Origin of the sequence: Acinetobacter sp. AC1-2, from assembly GCF_016124155.1 — a bacterium.
GTDB lineage: Bacteria > Pseudomonadota > Gammaproteobacteria > Pseudomonadales > Moraxellaceae > Acinetobacter > Acinetobacter calcoaceticus.
This window is the reverse complement of sequence record NZ_JABFFO010000001.1, coordinates 1,383,737-1,400,030: the sequence shown is the minus strand read 5'-3', so window position 1 is coordinate 1,400,030 and position 16,294 is coordinate 1,383,737. Positions and strand designations below refer to the sequence as shown.

Below are 16,294 nucleotides of genomic sequence, written 5' to 3'. Positions count from 1 at the left end.
GATTTCTAAATTTATTTATGTTTTTTTTATTATAAATTATGTAATTCTGTAAAATTTAATTTTTTGATGATTTTAATATAACTACATGAAATTAAATTGATTTTTAATTTATTCAACTTGATGGGTGTCTTTTTAATTATTCTTAAAATTAAGTTTTTATTAATTAATAGAATGATAATTCTTTAGAAACACTATAAAATAGCGATTATAAATTAAATTTATTTATTTAATTTATTTAAAACAATATGTTATGATGGTTTTTTAAATTTTTGTTAAAAAAAATACTTGATCTTTAAGCCGAATTTTGAAATTATACCCATGCAAATTGTGATCTATTTCCCACAATTTGTATTTCAGGTTAAGTGGTTATCACTAATGCTCATTTGCTATTTTTGCTTATGAGCATTTTTTTATGTGATTTTTTAATAGAACTACAAAGTTTGAAAAATTAGTTTTTTGAGTTCTCTTGGTAGCATTGAGCTTATTTGTTTTTAGTAATTTTATAGAGAATAGTTAATCATATTGAATCGTCACCGTCGCTGTGGCTTTAACCTCACCTGCGGTTACATTGGTGGCAGTCTGATAGTAACGAGCAGTTAAAGGTATATCATATTCAACAGTTTGGTTGGAACTCACCATACCTATATTTAGTTTGCTTGCTTTTTGAATCGGCTGATTTGCTCCATTCATATTCCATAACAGTTCGACACCCACACCGTTGGCTTTGATTGAATTCGCGGCACTGTTGTTAATCACCTGATTATTGGAGGTATCAGAATTATAATCAAAACTTAAGCTGATCGTATTGCTCGTAGCGATACCAGAGTTGTTTTCGCCACCATTACATAAGATGGATAAATTAAAATTCTGTTCCCCTTGGGTTGACCCAATCGCTCTAAAGCCAGATTTCATCACGGTTGGAAGTTGAACGGGTGAATCTACACCATTTTGAATTTCACAAGATGAAGACGCAATAAGAATAGGGGCATTACTTAATACGGTAGTGGTTAAAAATGGGCGGTTCTGTTGTCCTGATACGTAATAGGTACTGTAACGGCCTGCGACTAGTGCTCCGGAGCCTGTTGTCATGGCAGTTTTAATAACTTCCATAACAAAATACCCAGGGGAAAGTGTATATGTTTGATTGGGTGTTAATGTACGTCTATAGGGATAATATCCTGAAAAATCTGAAGCATCGGCAGCTTCGCGATAAAGTCGAATACCAATACCTGGAATATTGGTAGCATAAACATTATTCCCTATAGGACTAATTGGATAATTTAAGGGGAGAGCTGCAATAATTTGATCACTCGCTCGATTACAAGTTGCAGTCGAATTATTAGGAGATACTGTAAAAGTATTCTTTTGTAAGATCGTTCCTATTGGATCATTTGGTTTTACTACGATTTTACCTATATTCATCGGAATATCGACGGTAGTAAATCCTTTACTTAAATTACAATTTGCATTTGTATGGCTATAAGCAAATATACTCACTGCCAAAAATCCAATTTTTTTTAAAATATTATTCATTTACAGACTGCCTTTGTCATAATAATTGGTTGGTTGTTATGCTTTATTTGATCCGCTATATCGTATTCAATTTCACATTTTTCAGTACTCGTATTTCCCCATTTCACATATAAACGGTCATGGGTTAAGGGTGTTCGTAAATAAATGCGACTGCCTTGCGCGACAATACCTATTACTTCGTTATTCTGGTTGTAAACTTGTGCGGCAAAAGGTAGATATGAGCTATCTAATGTTGTTGTACTAATAAAAAGTGCATAACCTTTTTTTGTTGAGAATTGAACTTTAGTGATCGAGCCTGCATAGGGAGCAATCCGTAAACTGCTCTCACCAAGTTCAACTTGTGTGGACATATCTTGTGGATCAAGACTGATGTCATTCATACGGTAAGGCGTAACATACGGAATAACGGCATATCCCTTTTTGTTAATACTGAGCCCTGGTGTATTGCCGACTTGTGCTCCCGTAGCATCTGGTGCATAGACCAGCACCATGGTTTGAGCCTGATCTGGCCCAAACAGAATTCCTTGGGAATGTGCAACAACATTGCCACTGAAGTTAAGCATTTCTTGTTGGTATGAATCTGCGTGACTTAATGAAGCACCTAGTGTTGTATAGTTTGTTTTATAGGTACCATTAATATTCAGGTTGGTTTGACCATGATCCTGATTAGAAATTGATGCGCCGTAGTTTAAGCGATTTCCTGTAAAGCCACTGAAACTTAAAGTCTGGCTGTCCTCAACAATAACACTATTAAAAGTCAGAGAATTTTTCTTAAAATCTAATGGAAAAGATAAAGAAGCAAGGTACTGCGTATCTTGACCTGTACGATTGCTACCTTCATTAATCTCGCTGCTAATTGCGGATAAACTATAAGTTAAATCTTTAAATTGATTGCTATAACCTAATTGGAACTGTTTATTGGTCGTGGGTTGATTCCAATAGTTTGTCCATGAACCCACTAAATAAAAATTTCCCCATTGCTTTGGAAGAACTTGATTTAAAGTAATCTGGAATTCACTTTTTTGTTTTCCTACGGAAAAGCTATCAATATTTTGTTGTTGTAAATCTTGAATTAAAATTGCATCACGCAATTTGAGGTAGTTCTCTGTTGAATAGCGATAAGTAGCTAATGTTAAATTAGTATTTGTTGGAGAAAATAGTCGACTGTAACTTAAACGATAACTTTGCCCTGTCATTTTAGATTGATGATCAAACTCAGCTTTTGACTGAGTGGCATCAAAAGAGACGGCTCCAATTGGTGTTGAAAAAGCTGTGCCTAGTAAGAAGGAGAGATACTGCTGGGTTGCTTGAACCGCACTGTAAGTTGTGAGGTAATTATTAATTCCCCGTTGATATTTACCCTGTATTAGCCATGGAGTTAGGCTAAGGTTTGAATCTCGAAACTGCCCTAAAGTAAAAGAGTATCGACTCATTTGAGGGCGTAGCATTTCGACGACAGAAGCATAGGGAATAGAGAATTTTTGAATTATTCCATTAGATTCAATTACCGAAACTTGTAGCTCGCCTCCAAACCCCGTTGGGTAAAGATCATTAATTTCAAAGTTTCCAGGTGGTACCGTTGTCTGATAAATTAAATTGCCTTGTTGCCTAACCTCGACTTTCGCATTGGTTTTTGCATAACCTTTCACTCTGGGAGCGTAACCGAGCATACTGTTTGGAAGCATTCGGTCATCACTTGAAATATTTACGCCCCGATACGGTAAAGAGTCGATAAAATCACTATTAGTAAAATAATCGCCTAAAGTCACAACTCCGTGAATTTTCGGAAATGCTTTTTGTATATATGTATTCGTTGAAGTATAAGAAGAATTATCAGTTTGAAAATCAGTATGGTCTTGCCATTTCCATTGTCCATTATGGCGAAATTGCCAACTCGCTAAATTTGCTCCAACATTAGTCCCCATAAAAGCATATGCACTTTCATGTTGTTCGTTAATTATTCGATAAGCAGTCGCGTTATATGTCAAAAAAGCTGCATTAATACCTCGATCCCAAAAATGTGGATCGATATAGCCCTGTGCATTTTTTTCTAATGTGGCTTGGGGGATAGAAATATCAATTCTTAAACGGGAGCTATCAAATAAATAAAAAGCATTATCTATCCAAGCCCCTAGTGCGTCACATGAAAGAGATGATGCATGAGAATGTTGGCTAAGCACCTCAGCTTTTACGCCATATTCTAGTAACATGGCTTCTGTGAAACAGGTTTCGGCATTTGCATTGGGAGTGTGTGCATTAAAGCGCATACGTCGTTTACCCAGCCATTGACCATTAATATAGACATCTAAGCTATATTCACCAGCTAAGATGGGGTTTCCATATTTGAAACGACCAATATCAATTTTTTGCGCATTACCTACTAAAAAATTACTATCAAACTCTGCTTTTGAGAAACCTGAAACATCGGTACTATTTTCGGCATATGCAGCCAAAGGCATAAATACCGCAATACTTGAGGCCACATAACAAGTAAAAGGGCTTTTTAAACATATATAAGGTATAAACCATTTAGACATAGTTTTAGAGCCTATTCATGATAGGTATTTAGGTTTTCTTAAGTAATACAGTAAGGTTAGAACTTTATTGGGTGCTCAACTCTTCCACCATAATCATTGATATATACAAAGCTCATGTCTGCTAAATTTTTATTTTTTAGTTTTATTTTATCTTCGGAAAAAGGGGCAACCATTAATCCTTGCTGTAATAAGTCTGTTTTATGGCCTTCACTTCCTTGAAAAATGGAGCTAATAGTCAGGAAAAAGGGTGTCGGGTTCTTCACTACTAGATATTGATCATTCATTTTCCATTGAACTTTCTCACTTAGTTGCTCAATATTTTCGTTTAGATTTATAGGGCGATAAAAAAATTTAATGCGCGAACGAACAGCAAGCTGTAAAAAATTATTAGAAATAGAGGTGTTTTGGTCTTGTTGAGTTTTTCCTTCCGGTTTAGGAGGTATATCTAAAACATTAAGCCAAAAAATAGATTCTTGTTGCTGATTTAATTGAGACGTATTAGGCAGAGCTGTAATTCTTAAGGTCTGGCCTTTAGTCGCTTCTACTCGTGAAATCGGGGGGGTAATAATGAAGGGCACATTTGCTTCATCGGGAGTCGACTTTGCATTTCCATCATCGATCCAAGCTTGAACAAGAGAGGGAGCTGTACCGTTATTACTCAGTTGCAAAGTGATCTCACGTGCATTTGAAGGATAAATGACACGAGTTCCATGTAAAACAATTTCAGTATGGCCTGTGGTAGTCAGTGCTACCTGTAGACAAACTAATCCCCAGAAAAACTTACGACCACGAAAAAGCATGAGTCATATTCTCAATAATGAATAATAGATAGGAGATAGCTTCTATCTTTAAATAGAAGCTTCAATTTTAATTTTATTGATAAATAATGGTGTATTTTACTTGCGATGTTACCGTACCCGCAGTTGAAGCACCTGTAGCATAGTATTCAGCATAATAGTTAAGGTCAGCATCACCACCTGCCGAAACATTCACCCATTGTGAGTTGGCCTGAGTCGCATTCGTGCCTGTAGCGAGTACAGGGATTACAGCATTATTACTGCCTAGCAACTGGATATTCACGTTTGTTGCCCCGCCCGAGGTTGCTTGGTTTAATAAACGACCAGTATTAAAATCAACGGTAGCACCAGGCTCAAAATAGGTGGCTACTTTACCAGCCGAAGCACAGTTCGTTAAATTAATTTGAAATGGGGTGCGACCAGCTACATCACCTGTATTTTTTAAGGTTTGAGATGAAACTGTAGGTAGGTTAATTGTTAGATTTTTATCTCCAGTATCAATCGTACAAGTATTATCCGTGACAAGACCATTAATAGTAATTGTGCCATCTGCAGCTTGTGCATTTGTTATATTTAAGAGAGAAACCGCCGCCATAAAAATAAATCTTTTCATAAAATCCCCAGAATAGCCTTTTAAAATAAAATCCATTACTTTTTAGCAAGTTTATTCTGCTTAAGTAAGGCGAAGGAAATATATCACTTTTCAACCAAAAAACAAGAAAAACATTATATTTATATATATTTTGATCAGTTGTTTTATTAATAAATATTTTGAAGATATGTTTTTATCATTTGGTAAAATAATGTGTGATTTATTATTTAAAATAAAATAAAAAATTCGTAATATTTAAGTAATTGTATTTTATTAAATTAATCTAATTTTAAGACATTTAAGATAAAAGTTGCCCATATGCATGATGTAAATTATTGTTTTTTAATCATAAAATTATTTTTTTAATTTATCTTGTGAATATATTTATTTTTTAAGAATTTTTTAAGATTCAATTCCTACTGTTTTAGTTGTAATTTAATAAAAGATAATCTGGAGTTCCGTTCCATGAATAGTATGAAGTATAGCTATAAACCTAATTACTTTTTCTTTGCTCATAAGCTAGTTTTGTTTTTAAAGGATTATCTCATTAAGCACCCAACGGAGCAGCAGACAACGTTTAACTTGCAAACGATTTATGACATCTTTAGTCATGATCTTGCTTCGAGTACAACTAATCTTGAGGGTATCTTAAATATTGCAGATGAATACGTCTTTGAAACAGAAGAAGGTTTACTTCCATTGATCAGTAAACACTCTGTTAATCTCAAGAATCATGTGCTTTCATTGGAATTTTCACCACAAGCTTTGACAAGCTTATTGTCGGGTCGTTCTTTAGTGAACCCTAAAGCAGCTTAGATTCTCTTTTAAGGTAGAGTTAACTCATATAAAATTCATAAAATTTATTTTTAAGAGTGATTTATGAGTAAAGACTTTAAGGCCTTAACTTATATTGTGGATGATAATGTAGCAGATACAGTGACTTGGCTCTTACACCATCAAGATGTTTTTGATTCTTTTAATTTTGATGTATTGAGCCAAGAGTTGTCGGTAACACATGCAGCAGGAAAAGACATTATTCGAGTCGGGACATTTCTTAATGCCACTTATGGAATTTTAGTTACTTCTGTTTAAATAAAAAAGCCCTGAAGAATCAGGGCTTTTTTATTTTACTGCCTTGAGTTATGCGCTCATGGCATTTACTGATAAGTCAGCAACTGTTGGTTTTGGTTTTTCTGCGGTTAAGCCGAGTTTGTTAAACAACGCTTGGTCTTTACCTTCACCTGCATTTGGTGTAGTGAGTAACTTATCACCAGAGAATAATGAGTTTGCGCCTGCCATAAATGCTAATGCTTGATCTGAATCACTTAAGGACTCACGACCAGCAGATAAACGAATATAGCTATGCGGCATAATAATGCGCGCAACAGCAATAGTGCGGATCCATTCAATTACATCAAGCTTCTCAACATCTGCTAACGGCGTTCCTTCAATTGGAACAAGCATGTTAATTGGTACAGATTCAGGATGAATTGGTAGGGTAGCTAATTCATGTAATAAACCAACACGGTCATCACGGCTTTCGCCTAAACCTACAATGCCACCACTACAAACTTTCATTCCAGCTTGGCGAACATAATCCAGGGTATTTAAACGATCATCAAAAGTACGAGTGCTAATGATGTGTGAGTAGTACTCACGAGATGTATCTAGGTTGTGATTGTAATAATCTAAACCAGCAACTTGTAGGCGCTCTGCTTGAGATTGGTTAAGCATGCCTAAAGTCATACAGGTTTCTAAACCTAAAGCTTTTACTTCACGTACCATTTCTAAAACATAAGGCATATCGCGTTCATGTGGGTTACGCCAAGCTGCACCCATACAAAAACGAGAAGAACCTGAATCTTTTGCAGCTTTTGCTTCGCTAATCACTTTTTCTACAGCAATACGTTTTTCTGCTTCTAATTTTGATTCGTAATGTGCTGATTGTGAGCAGTACTTGCAATCTTCAGGGCATTTACCAGTTTTAATCGATAAAAGGGTGCTGACCTGAATCGCATTGGCAGTGAAGTGCTCGCGATGTACTTGCTGAGCCTTGAAAACTAAATCCAAAAAGGGTTGTTCATATAAAGCTTGGATTTCTTCACGATTCCAATCATTACGTAGAGTCATTGTCATATCCATGATGATGGCATTAATTCACTACACATAATCATACAGAATTCGTATTAAAGCTATAGGGCAAAAAACATCATTTTTTTAATTTCATGACTGAAGTTGATTAAGTTGTTGTTCAATTGCCCAATCAATATGCACGTTGACAATATCATCATGCAAAATCTTGCCATTTTGTAGTTGAGCTACAATTTCCTTTGAATAAGGAGCATTTCCTAAACCGATAGCAATATTACGTTTAAAAGATTGATAACCTGTCCGGCGGATTGGGCTGCCTTCTGTATTAGCCAAAAACGTAGCTTCATCCCATTGCCAGATATCGAGTAGGCTGATGCTGTCTAAACCATTTCTAGGATTGAAATCACTAATGGACGCAGTTTTGGCAAAACTGTTCCAAGGGCAAATTAATTGACAGTCATCACAACCAAAAACTCGATTACCAATACCTGCGCGTAATTCTTCAGCAATAATTCCTTTATATTCGATGGTTAAATATGCGATACAACGCCGTGCATCGAGCATATAAGGTTCTACAATTGCTTGTGTGGGACAAATATCAATACAAGCACTACACGAACCACAGTGAGAGGTCGTTGGGCCATCAAAAGGTAAATCGAGTGATGTAAATAGTTCACCCAATACAAAAAAAGAACCTGACTTTTTGTGAATGAGCAAAGTATGTTTACCCGTCCAACCCATTCCAGCACTTTCAGCCAATGATTTTTCAAAAATAGGGGCTGAATCAGCGAAAGGACGTGATTCAAAATCACCAACTTTTTCACGAATTCGTGTGGCTAATGTCTTCAATCTACCACGCATGACCTTATGGTAGTCTCGACCACGTGCATAACGGGCGATAATGGCAGAGTTCGGTTCAAAAGGTATATAACGTGGCTTTGGTGATTCGACCAGATAGTTCATGCGAACGCAGATAATACTTTTTGTGCCAGGAACTAATAATGTTGGATCAGCCCGCTTTTCTAGATTTTCCTCTAAATAGGTCATATCTGCATGATAGCCACGTTCAAGATACTCTAAAAAACGTGGCATTTGATCTTGAGCATCTGGTTTTGCAATGACACAATCAGCAAAACCCAAGTCTAAAGCTTGAGCCTTGATCCATGCTTTTAATTCATGAAGATCAAGTTGTTGCACCGTAATGCGTGATGTATCGGAAGATGTCATAAACCAAAACAGAAGAGGATAATAATATGCAGACGTTAGTTTACCATAGCGATGATATTCAAGCATGGGAGCAACGCTGGTTTGCTGCGCAAAACTCATCATTAGGTTTAATGCAACAAGCGGCTTGGTCAATTGCTCAACAGTTAATTGAACTTTTTAAAGAGCAGTCTATTAAAAATATTGCTGTTTGGTGTGGGCAAGGCAACAATGCTGGTGATGGTTATTTTATAGCAGCTTATTTAAAGCAAGCAGGTTGGAATGTTGAAATCTTTGCATCCGAAGTAGGGGCTTCAGCAGATTTACATCAAGCTGTGCAATTTGCAACAGATCAACTGGTGCAAATTCATCAAGGTTTTGAACTTGCAAAGCATTTTGATTGTCATATTGATGCTTTATGTGGTATCGGTTTAAATCGAGAATTAAACACTAATTGGCAACAGGCTATTCAACAATTTAATGAACAAACTGGCCTAAAAATTTCTGTTGATATACCCAGCGGTTTGCAGGCAAATACAGGATGTACTTTACCTTGTGCAATAAGGGCTGATCATACATTTACAGTTTTAGGGCTTAAAGCTGGATTATTTACAGGTCAAGGCAAAGAATACGTAGGCGAGCTTCATTTAATTGATTTAATTCCTATAGACCAAGAGCTGAAACCGTTAGCCTATTTAACATCAACAAATATTAAACTTCCTAAGCGTATGGCATTTGGTCATAAAGGGAGTTATGGACATGTTTTAGTCGTTGGTGGGCATGAACAAATGGGCGGTGCTGTAATTATGGCTGCCGAGGCTGCTTTTCATGCAGGAGCAGGTAAAGTCACGGTGGTTTGTCACCAAAACCATCATCAGGCTATTTTGGCTCGTTCACCAAATATTATGCTCCGTGATATTAATGCCCTAAATGGAAAGTCTATTAAAGATATTTTATCTCAGGTTGATGCAGTATGTTTTGGAATGGGGTTGGGGCGTGATGATTGGGCACAGCAGATCTACCGACAATGGTTTAATTTATTAAATCAGAGTGAACATCTGGAAATTGTTTTAGATGCAGATGCTTTATGGTTCCTAGCAACGCAACCTCAAAAATTGAATGCACATATTTATTTAACACCTCACCCTGGAGAAGCTGCAACATTGCTTGAGTGTTCTACTACTCAGATTGAGAATGACCGAATCTCTGCGATTTATGCCTTACAACAAAAATATGCAGGGCAGTGGGTGCTTAAAGGAGCGGGTAGTCTAATTTTAGAAGATGCTCTTTATATTTGTACCCAAGGTAATGCTGGTATGGGAACTGGAGGAATGGGCGATGTACTAGCAGGAATGATTGCAAGTCTAAAAGCACAACTCCATAAAGCAATTGCATTACATGAAATTGTTACCCTTCATGCTCAAGCTGGCGACCAACTTGCAAAACAAGGTATGCGGGGCTTACAGGCCTTTAAGATGAATCAGGTAATTACACAAGTCGTGAACTAATCTTTAACGTCTACGACTGCTAGAGCGGCTTCGTCCACGTGCCATGCCACCTAAGGCATTAAGGACAGACAGTTTGCTCATACTTCCAGATGCATGAGCATGGCAAATTGCTGCTGCTAGTGCATCTGCCGCATCTGCTTGAGGCTTAATGGTCAAGTTAAGTAATCGCATGACCATCATTTGTACTTGTTCTTTATCCGCGGCACCATAACCAACTACAGACTGTTTAATTTGACGGGCAGTATATTCTGCAACTTGTAAATCTAAATTGACCAAAGCGGCTATTGCTGCACCACGTGCTTGTCCAAGTTTTAGAGCCGAATCGGGGTTTTGGGCCATAAACACTTGCTCAACGGCAGCTTCAGTTGGACCATGAAATTTAACAATACGTTCAATACCAGCAAAGATACGTTTTAAGCGTTCGGGCATTTCCTTAGTTTCTGTTCGAATAGTACCTGCATCGATAAAACGTAGTTTGCTACCATCTTTTTCTATGATTCCATAACCTGTTAAGCGTGAACCAGGGTCAATCCCAATAATCAAAGACATGCGAAGGCTTACATAAATAATTTAAAGCTATTGTTACATACCAAAATATGATCTGCATGAGTTATTTAAGCAAGTCACTTATGAATGGTTATTTTTCGTTTTTTAATAGATTCTATTTTGGTTACTACAAAGAAGAGTTTTCAAGATTTCTAAAAAAGATAAAATTCTTTAATAATTGACAGGATTCTAGTTTAGTGGAATATTTATCTATAATTTTGGAATTGGAATTTTTGGGTGTATGGAAGATATTAATATTCGCATTGCACAGCAAGTACGTGAATTGCGTTTAGCTCGTGGATATACACTTGATGTTCTTGCTATACGATGTCAGGTGAGCCGTTCTGCTATTTCGTTAATTGAAAGAGGTGAGGCCAGCCCAACAGCGGTTGTTCTTGAAAAGCTAGCAAATGGTTTAGATGTGCCTTTGACTCAACTTTTCGCTAGCCAGCAAGGTAATCAAGCACCTCAGCCCATTGTTCGGCGTAGTCAACAATCAGAATGGAAAGACCCGGAAACAGGTTATATTCGCCGTCAAATTTCACCTCCAAATTGGAAGTCTTCATTTCAAATTGTTGAAATTGAATTTCCCCCTCACTCACGAATTACTTATGAAATTAGTGAAACCTCTAAGGTGGTACAACAGCAACTTTGGGTAGTTGAAGGGAAAATTGATATTCAATTAGGTGAATCTTCTTATGCTTTAAGCACAGGGGATTGTTTGGCAATGCAACTAAACCAGCCCGTTATATACAGTAATAATTCATCTCAAGTCGCTCGATATATCTTAGTCGTCTCTAGTCAACTTGTCTCTGCCGTTAAGGAATCTTTATGACCTATGCCCTCGATTCTAATTTTCGTTTAATTGATTGTAATGAAGCAGAACATTCAGTGGCTATTTTAGAGATTTTGAATGAAGCAATTATCAATTCTACCGCTCTATATGACTATTTACCGCGCTCTGAAGAGTCGATGAAAAATTGGTTCTCGGTTAAAAGACAAAATGGTTTTCCCGTAATTGGTATTGTTGATGAGACTGACAAGTTATTGGGTTTTGCGAGCTGGGGAACCTTTAGGGCTTTTCCTGCCTATAAATATACCGTTGAACATAGTATTTATATTCATCATGAACATCGTGGTAGCGGACTAAGCAAAATTTTAATGCAAGAGCTGATTCAGCGAGCTCAAGAGGCCGAGTTACATGTATTGATTGGTTGTATTGATGCGACCAATCAGGCAAGCATCGGTTTACATGAAAAAATGGGCTTTATTCATGCAGGCACTTTTAAACAAGTCGGTTTTAAGTTTGGTGAATGGCTTGATGCTGCTTTTTATCAGTTAAATTTGAGCACACCATTTCATCCAATCGATGGATAAATAAAAACATCACATTCTAAAAAACAGAATAATAGCCCAGTCTATGCTTGGGCTATAGGCTTCAACTTATAAGATACCCAGTTGTTCTAAGCCTTTATAAGCAATTTCTTTGCGAATAGAGCTAGGAGTTCCTTTTTTCATTTCTAAATTAAGTGAGAATGCCACAATTTCTCCTTGTGGTTGAACGACCCAGCCTGTTAGCCAACCAACTTGTGGTTCAACATCCCATCCCCAACCACTTTTGGCATAAATTTTACTTCCATTTTTTTCCTCTATGAACACCATTGATTGAACTTGTTCTTGTACATCTTTGCTAAATGGAAGCGTTTTATGGGCTAATTGATAAGCAAATTGGGTTTCTTGTTGAGGTGTAATTTTTAGAGGGCCAACGAGCCAAAAATTATCTACTTTTGAACCAATGTTAGCATTACCGAAACCAATTCTTTTCACCTCTTTGGACATAAGGTCAAGTCCAATTCGTCGGGCTAATTCTTGGTAAACTGGAATTGCAGAAGCTTTCATGGCATCACCCAGTGTCATGTCCTTTTCCCAATCAGGAAATAAACGTTTTTGCCCATCCCATTTAAATACTTCAGTTGTAGTTGCCTTATGATGTTCAAGTCCAATTAAAGCATTTAACATTTTAAAGGTAGAGGCGGGAACATAGTCGGTTGATGCTCTTTTAAGATCATTTCCATAAATTTCTTCTGTTTGCCCTCGCTTAATCACCAAAACACCCGTGGTCTGTGCTTGATCAAACAGTGATTTAATTTCTTCTGAATTTTTATTGGCAGAAATAGTATGTATTTGATGTTGTTTTACTGAATTAGAAGAACAGGCGGATAAAAATAGAGTAGCTGTTGCAGCGATAAGGGCTTTTTTATACATAATCTGACTAAGTTTAATTTGAAGTATTACTAATTAATTTAACTTGAATAGAATTGTCTTTAGATAGGTGAAATGTAAGCTATCTAAAAAGGTTTATATGTAGGTATTGCTTTTAAAGTCCTCTAAAAGGAAAGCATAAACAAAGGAATGCTCCTAACTTTGCTAAGCAAATAAGACTTTATTTGACTAAAGAAGTTCTTTTTTGAACGAATTCTCACTTAAATAAAGTAAAAAAATTAAAATCTGATTGAAGTGACACTTGATAAAGTTGATACAGCACTCATTAATAATAAAGCATGTTTGTTTTTATCGAGTTAAAATCAAATGTACTCCAGTATTGCAGACTCTTGCCGGTGCGATAGTTTTTGTTAATTTTTAGAAATTATGCAGAACAATCCGAGCTAAGAGGAATGCTTAATCCTTATTTGCAACTTAGATAAGATTAGGTCAAATCAAACTGCAATGAATTTTCTTTTTGAGATAGATAAAGTTTTACATGAATTTACTTCTTATTGTAGTTCTGGGCGCGATTGTTGAAATTGCCGTATGGATTGGCGTAGCACAGTTCATCAGTGGATGGTATGTGTTCTTTTGGTTCATTATTGCTTTCTTTATTGGTTTGGGGCTTATTCGCAGAAGTACTGCCGGTATTATGCCTCAATTACAGCAAATGCAGATGACAGGCCAGCTAGGTAGTGACCCAACTGTAACTAAAAAACTTGCTTACGCTTTTGCAGGTTTCTTATTAATGTTGCCAGGTCTTGTATCTGATGTTTTGGCTGTTTTAATTTTGATTCCTGGTGTTCAAACCGCATTTCGTAATGTAGCGATGAGAACTCTTGCAAAACGCCAACAAGCCATGATGAATAAAATGATGGGTGGTATGGGCGGTAATGCTTCGGGACAAAACCCATTTGCTGATTTAATGCGTCAAATGCAAGATATGCAGAACCAGCAGGGTGGTGGTCAAGGCCAATACCATGATTCAAACATTATTGATGGTGAAGCGCGAGACGTTACCCCAGACCACAAAAAAATAGAGCATAAAAATAAAGATTAATAAGTGTGTTCTGAATATGAAAAAGCTTAAACCTCATGGGTTTAAGCTTTTTTTATTTTTAAATAATTATTTATTTTGGCAATCCGAATTCGATGAATCAATATCATCCATTTCTAATCTAGTTTTTTCTTGTGGTTTCGACTGTGGTTGATATTTATTTGAAGGTAGAGCGGTTTGCTTGTTTTCAGATTGTTGATAACCTCGACTTCGGTTGGCTCTTTCGCGAAAGCCACCTTTATTAATGAGCTGTGTATCTGACATGCATTGACCTAAAATGTGAGATTATTCGCTTATTTTAACAAATTTGACAAAATATCAAAATAAGAAAAATAGTGCCAAAAAAATAATATTTAACTTATCTTTTTGTATTTTAAAAATATTTTTTAATTGACTCAATTGTTCATTCAGATTGAATTATCTTTTCATTTCACATAGGATAAATATAAAGGATGTATAAATTAAAAATGCAGCAAACCTATTAAAAAAACAACGGTTGAAATGAGGGAAGGAGGGTTACCTATGCTATATCAATACCATTGTGCGTGTTGCGACAAAGTTGTGGCATCAACTGATAAATCATGTCCATATTGTGGTTCGCAACATATTCGAAGCCCGTATGGTTTGTGGATGTTTTGTGTGATGGCTTGTCTAGCAGTTGTCATTGTATTTAAAGTTGTCCATATATATGTACAGAACCATCAAGATACTCCGACGCAGTCAACATTACTTGATGTATTAAATCAGGATGATAAAACCACAAGACAATAAATTTTGATCAGAGCTACAAATGATATGGCATCAAGGATGGTTGCTAGAAGAGTAAACCCTACATATTATGAAATTTGAACTGTAAAAAAGCCCGCTCATTGGCGGGCTTTTTTATGACTTTGTATTAGAGGCCAGCAGCATCTTTAAGAGCTTCAACTTTATCAGTTTTTTCCCATGTAAATGCAGTATCTGATCCTTCGCGACCAAAGTGACCATAAGCCGCAGTTTGTTTATACATTGGCTGAATAAGATCCAGCATACGAGTAATACCAAACGGTCTTAAATCGAAATGATCACGTACAAGTTGAATAATCAACTCATCAGAAACTTTAGCTGTACCAAAGGTATTAATTGAAATTGAAGTAGGTTCTGCTACACCAATTGCGTAACTCACCTGAATTTCACATTTGTCAGCAAGACCAGCTGCTACAATATTTTTTGCAACATAACGGCCTGCATATGCAGCAGAACGGTCAACTTTAGATGGATCTTTACCAGAGAAAGCACCACCGCCGTGACGAGCCATACCACCGTATGTATCAACAATAATTTTACGACCTGTTAAGCCACAGTCACCTACAGGGCCGCCAATAACGAACATACCTGTTGGGTTAATGTGGAACTTAGTAGCAGCGTGGAACATTTCAGCAGGAATGATCGGCTTGATAATTTCTTCAATAACAGCTTCTTTAAGCTGGCTTTGAGTAATTTCAGGATCATGTTGAGTAGACAAAACAACTGCATCTAGACGTACAGGTTTGCCATTTTCATATGCAAAAGTAACTTGGCTTTTTGCATCTGGGCGTAACCATGGAAGTGCGCCTGAGCGACGAAGTTCAGCCTGACGTTCCATTAAACGATGAGCATAAGAAATCGGAGCAGGCATTAACACATCTGTTTCACGGCTTGCATAACCGAACATCAAACCTTGGTCACCGGCACCTTGATCTTCAGGTTTTTGACGGTCTACACCTTGTGCAATCTCTGGTGATTGTTTACCAATCATATTGATTACAGCACATGTTGATCCATCAAAGCCAAGATCAGAGTGGTGGTATCCAATACCGTTAACGGTATTACGAACAACAGCTTCAACATCAATATTAGCAGTCGTTGTTACTTCACCAGCAAGTACAACAGCGCCTGTTTTTACCAGTGTTTCACAAGCAACACGTGCGTATGGGTCTTCTTTTAAGATTGCATCCAAAATAGCGTCGCTAATTTGGTCGGCCATTTTATCAGGATGACCTTCGCTTACAGATTCCGAGGTAAAAACAGCGTACTCGCGCATGAAAGTCCTATCTTGGTTATTTCAAAAGACATAATATGTTACATCGACTTGAGCTTGAGGACCAGTTCATACTGACCAAAAAGCATGAATTTGTTTCATTTAT

The 16,294-nt window shown here is 36.8% G+C and carries 17 protein-coding genes; 7 read left to right on the top strand and 10 right to left on the bottom strand.

Annotated features, from left to right (window positions below):
- Window positions 1–513: 513 nt before the first annotated feature.
- From HL290_RS06475 to HL290_RS06460, 4 genes are all read right to left on the bottom strand, one after another.
- Window positions 514–1,533 (bottom strand): fimbrial protein, encoded by a 1,020-nt coding sequence (locus tag HL290_RS06475; RefSeq protein ID WP_198495959.1) that lies wholly within the window; start codon window positions 1,531–1,533, stop codon window positions 514–516.
- Complete coding sequence (locus HL290_RS06470) at window positions 1,530–3,986, bottom strand: fimbria/pilus outer membrane usher protein (protein ID WP_198496398.1); 2,457 nt, start codon at window positions 3,984–3,986, stop codon at window positions 1,530–1,532. The genes HL290_RS06475 and HL290_RS06470 overlap by 4 nt, the downstream gene beginning before the upstream one ends.
- A 140-nt stretch (window positions 3,987–4,126) precedes the next feature.
- Window positions 4,127–4,870 carry a molecular chaperone gene (locus HL290_RS06465; protein WP_198495958.1) on the bottom strand — a complete coding sequence of 248 codons (744 nt, stop codon included), beginning with the start codon at window positions 4,868–4,870 and terminating at the stop codon, window positions 4,127–4,129.
- 73 nt (window positions 4,871–4,943) lie between these two features.
- The gene (locus HL290_RS06460) at window positions 4,944–5,516 is read right to left on the bottom strand and encodes a fimbrial protein (protein ID WP_198495957.1); all 573 of its coding nucleotides are present in this window, start codon (window positions 5,514–5,516) and stop codon (window positions 4,944–4,946) included.
- Window positions 5,517–5,924: 408 nt separating this feature from the next.
- On the opposite strand from HL290_RS06460, the gene HL290_RS06455 reads away from it, so the two are divergent.
- Both HL290_RS06455 and HL290_RS06450 read left to right on the top strand, forming a co-directional pair.
- On the top strand, window positions 5,925–6,275 hold the full coding sequence (locus HL290_RS06455) for a hypothetical protein (protein ID WP_133746198.1): 351 nt from the start codon (window positions 5,925–5,927) through the stop codon (window positions 6,273–6,275).
- A 63-nt stretch (window positions 6,276–6,338) separates the two neighbouring features.
- On the top strand, window positions 6,339–6,551 hold the full coding sequence (locus tag HL290_RS06450; RefSeq protein ID WP_198495956.1) for a hypothetical protein: 213 nt from the start codon (window positions 6,339–6,341) through the stop codon (window positions 6,549–6,551).
- Between the two features lie 48 nt (window positions 6,552–6,599).
- On the opposite strand, the gene bioB is transcribed toward HL290_RS06450, so the two are convergent.
- Both bioB and queG read right to left on the bottom strand, forming a co-directional pair.
- The gene (gene bioB / locus HL290_RS06445; protein WP_004642579.1) at window positions 6,600–7,589 is read right to left on the bottom strand and encodes a biotin synthase BioB; all 990 of its coding nucleotides are present in this window, start codon (window positions 7,587–7,589) and stop codon (window positions 6,600–6,602) included.
- A 93-nt stretch (window positions 7,590–7,682) separates the two neighbouring features.
- Window positions 7,683–8,777, bottom strand: coding sequence for a tRNA epoxyqueuosine(34) reductase QueG (queG, locus tag HL290_RS06440; protein ID WP_198495955.1), 1,095 nt, complete (start codon window positions 8,775–8,777; stop codon window positions 7,683–7,685).
- Between the two features lie 26 nt (window positions 8,778–8,803).
- Between queG and HL290_RS06435 the strand changes: the two genes are divergently transcribed.
- Window positions 8,804–10,261 carry an NAD(P)H-hydrate dehydratase gene (locus tag HL290_RS06435; protein ID WP_198495954.1) on the top strand — a complete coding sequence of 486 codons (1,458 nt, stop codon included), beginning with the start codon at window positions 8,804–8,806 and terminating at the stop codon, window positions 10,259–10,261.
- Window positions 10,262–10,264: 3 nt separating this feature from the next.
- On the opposite strand, the gene ruvC is transcribed toward HL290_RS06435, so the two are convergent.
- Complete coding sequence (gene ruvC, locus HL290_RS06430; protein WP_003651385.1) at window positions 10,265–10,810, bottom strand: crossover junction endodeoxyribonuclease RuvC; 546 nt, start codon at window positions 10,808–10,810, stop codon at window positions 10,265–10,267.
- Between the two features lie 238 nt (window positions 10,811–11,048).
- On the opposite strand from ruvC, the gene HL290_RS06425 reads away from it, so the two are divergent.
- Window positions 11,049–11,642: a helix-turn-helix domain-containing protein gene (locus HL290_RS06425; protein WP_198495953.1), complete on the top strand. Its 594-nt coding sequence runs from the start codon at window positions 11,049–11,051 to the stop codon at window positions 11,640–11,642.
- The gene (locus HL290_RS06420) at window positions 11,639–12,184 is read left to right on the top strand and encodes a GNAT family N-acetyltransferase (protein ID WP_198495952.1); all 546 of its coding nucleotides are present in this window, start codon (window positions 11,639–11,641) and stop codon (window positions 12,182–12,184) included. The genes HL290_RS06425 and HL290_RS06420 overlap by 4 nt, the downstream gene beginning before the upstream one ends.
- A 66-nt stretch (window positions 12,185–12,250) precedes the next feature.
- Here the strand turns inward: HL290_RS06420 and blaOXA are convergent, their stop codons facing one another.
- Window positions 12,251–13,072 (bottom strand): OXA-213 family carbapenem-hydrolyzing class D beta-lactamase, encoded by an 822-nt coding sequence (gene blaOXA, locus HL290_RS06415; protein ID WP_198495951.1) that lies wholly within the window; start codon window positions 13,070–13,072, stop codon window positions 12,251–12,253.
- A 496-nt stretch (window positions 13,073–13,568) separates the two neighbouring features.
- On the opposite strand from blaOXA, the gene HL290_RS06410 reads away from it, so the two are divergent.
- Window positions 13,569–14,132 (top strand): FxsA family protein, encoded by a 564-nt coding sequence (locus HL290_RS06410; protein WP_151744081.1) that lies wholly within the window; start codon window positions 13,569–13,571, stop codon window positions 14,130–14,132.
- Between the two features lie 66 nt (window positions 14,133–14,198).
- On the opposite strand, the gene HL290_RS06405 is transcribed toward HL290_RS06410, so the two are convergent.
- Window positions 14,199–14,393, bottom strand: coding sequence for a hypothetical protein (locus HL290_RS06405; protein WP_198495950.1), 195 nt, complete (start codon window positions 14,391–14,393; stop codon window positions 14,199–14,201).
- Window positions 14,394–14,651: 258 nt separating this feature from the next.
- On the opposite strand from HL290_RS06405, the gene HL290_RS06400 reads away from it, so the two are divergent.
- The gene (locus HL290_RS06400) at window positions 14,652–14,900 is read left to right on the top strand and encodes a hypothetical protein (RefSeq protein WP_198078646.1); all 249 of its coding nucleotides are present in this window, start codon (window positions 14,652–14,654) and stop codon (window positions 14,898–14,900) included.
- Between the two features lie 124 nt (window positions 14,901–15,024).
- Here HL290_RS06400 and metK read toward each other — a convergent pair whose 3' ends face one another.
- Entirely contained in the window at window positions 15,025–16,191 is a 1,167-nt protein-coding gene (metK, locus tag HL290_RS06395) for a methionine adenosyltransferase (protein ID WP_198495949.1), read from the bottom strand.
- Between the last annotated feature and the right edge of the window lie 103 nt (window positions 16,192–16,294).

Bases quoted from the DNA above. Each gene is read 5' to 3' on its own strand.
- queG (WP_198495955.1), bottom strand. From the start codon at position 8,777: ATGACATCTTCCGATACATCACGCATTACGGTGCAACAACTTGATCTT.
- HL290_RS06475 (WP_198495959.1), bottom strand. From the start codon at position 1,533: ATGAATAATATTTTAAAAAAAATTGGATTTTTGGCAGTGAGTATATTT.
- bioB (WP_004642579.1), bottom strand. From the start codon at position 7,589: ATGACTCTACGTAATGATTGGAATCGTGAAGAAATCCAAGCTTTATAT.
- blaOXA (WP_198495951.1), bottom strand. From the start codon at position 13,072: ATGTATAAAAAAGCCCTTATCGCTGCAACAGCTACTCTATTTTTATCC.
- ruvC (WP_003651385.1), bottom strand. From the start codon at position 10,810: ATGTCTTTGATTATTGGGATTGACCCTGGTTCACGCTTAACAGGTTAT.
- HL290_RS06405 (WP_198495950.1), bottom strand. From the start codon at position 14,393: ATGTCAGATACACAGCTCATTAATAAAGGTGGCTTTCGCGAAAGAGCC.
- HL290_RS06465 (WP_198495958.1), bottom strand. From the start codon at position 4,870: ATGCTTTTTCGTGGTCGTAAGTTTTTCTGGGGATTAGTTTGTCTACAG.
- HL290_RS06455 (WP_133746198.1), top strand. From the start codon at position 5,925: ATGAATAGTATGAAGTATAGCTATAAACCTAATTACTTTTTCTTTGCT.
- HL290_RS06460 (WP_198495957.1), bottom strand. From the start codon at position 5,516: ATGGATTTTATTTTAAAAGGCTATTCTGGGGATTTTATGAAAAGATTT.
- HL290_RS06400 (WP_198078646.1), top strand. From the start codon at position 14,652: ATGCTATATCAATACCATTGTGCGTGTTGCGACAAAGTTGTGGCATCA.
- HL290_RS06450 (WP_198495956.1), top strand. From the start codon at position 6,339: ATGAGTAAAGACTTTAAGGCCTTAACTTATATTGTGGATGATAATGTA.
- metK (WP_198495949.1), bottom strand. From the start codon at position 16,191: ATGCGCGAGTACGCTGTTTTTACCTCGGAATCTGTAAGCGAAGGTCAT.
- HL290_RS06410 (WP_151744081.1), top strand. From the start codon at position 13,569: ATGAATTTACTTCTTATTGTAGTTCTGGGCGCGATTGTTGAAATTGCC.
- HL290_RS06425 (WP_198495953.1), top strand. From the start codon at position 11,049: ATGGAAGATATTAATATTCGCATTGCACAGCAAGTACGTGAATTGCGT.
- HL290_RS06435 (WP_198495954.1), top strand. From the start codon at position 8,804: ATGCAGACGTTAGTTTACCATAGCGATGATATTCAAGCATGGGAGCAA.
- HL290_RS06420 (WP_198495952.1), top strand. From the start codon at position 11,639: ATGACCTATGCCCTCGATTCTAATTTTCGTTTAATTGATTGTAATGAA.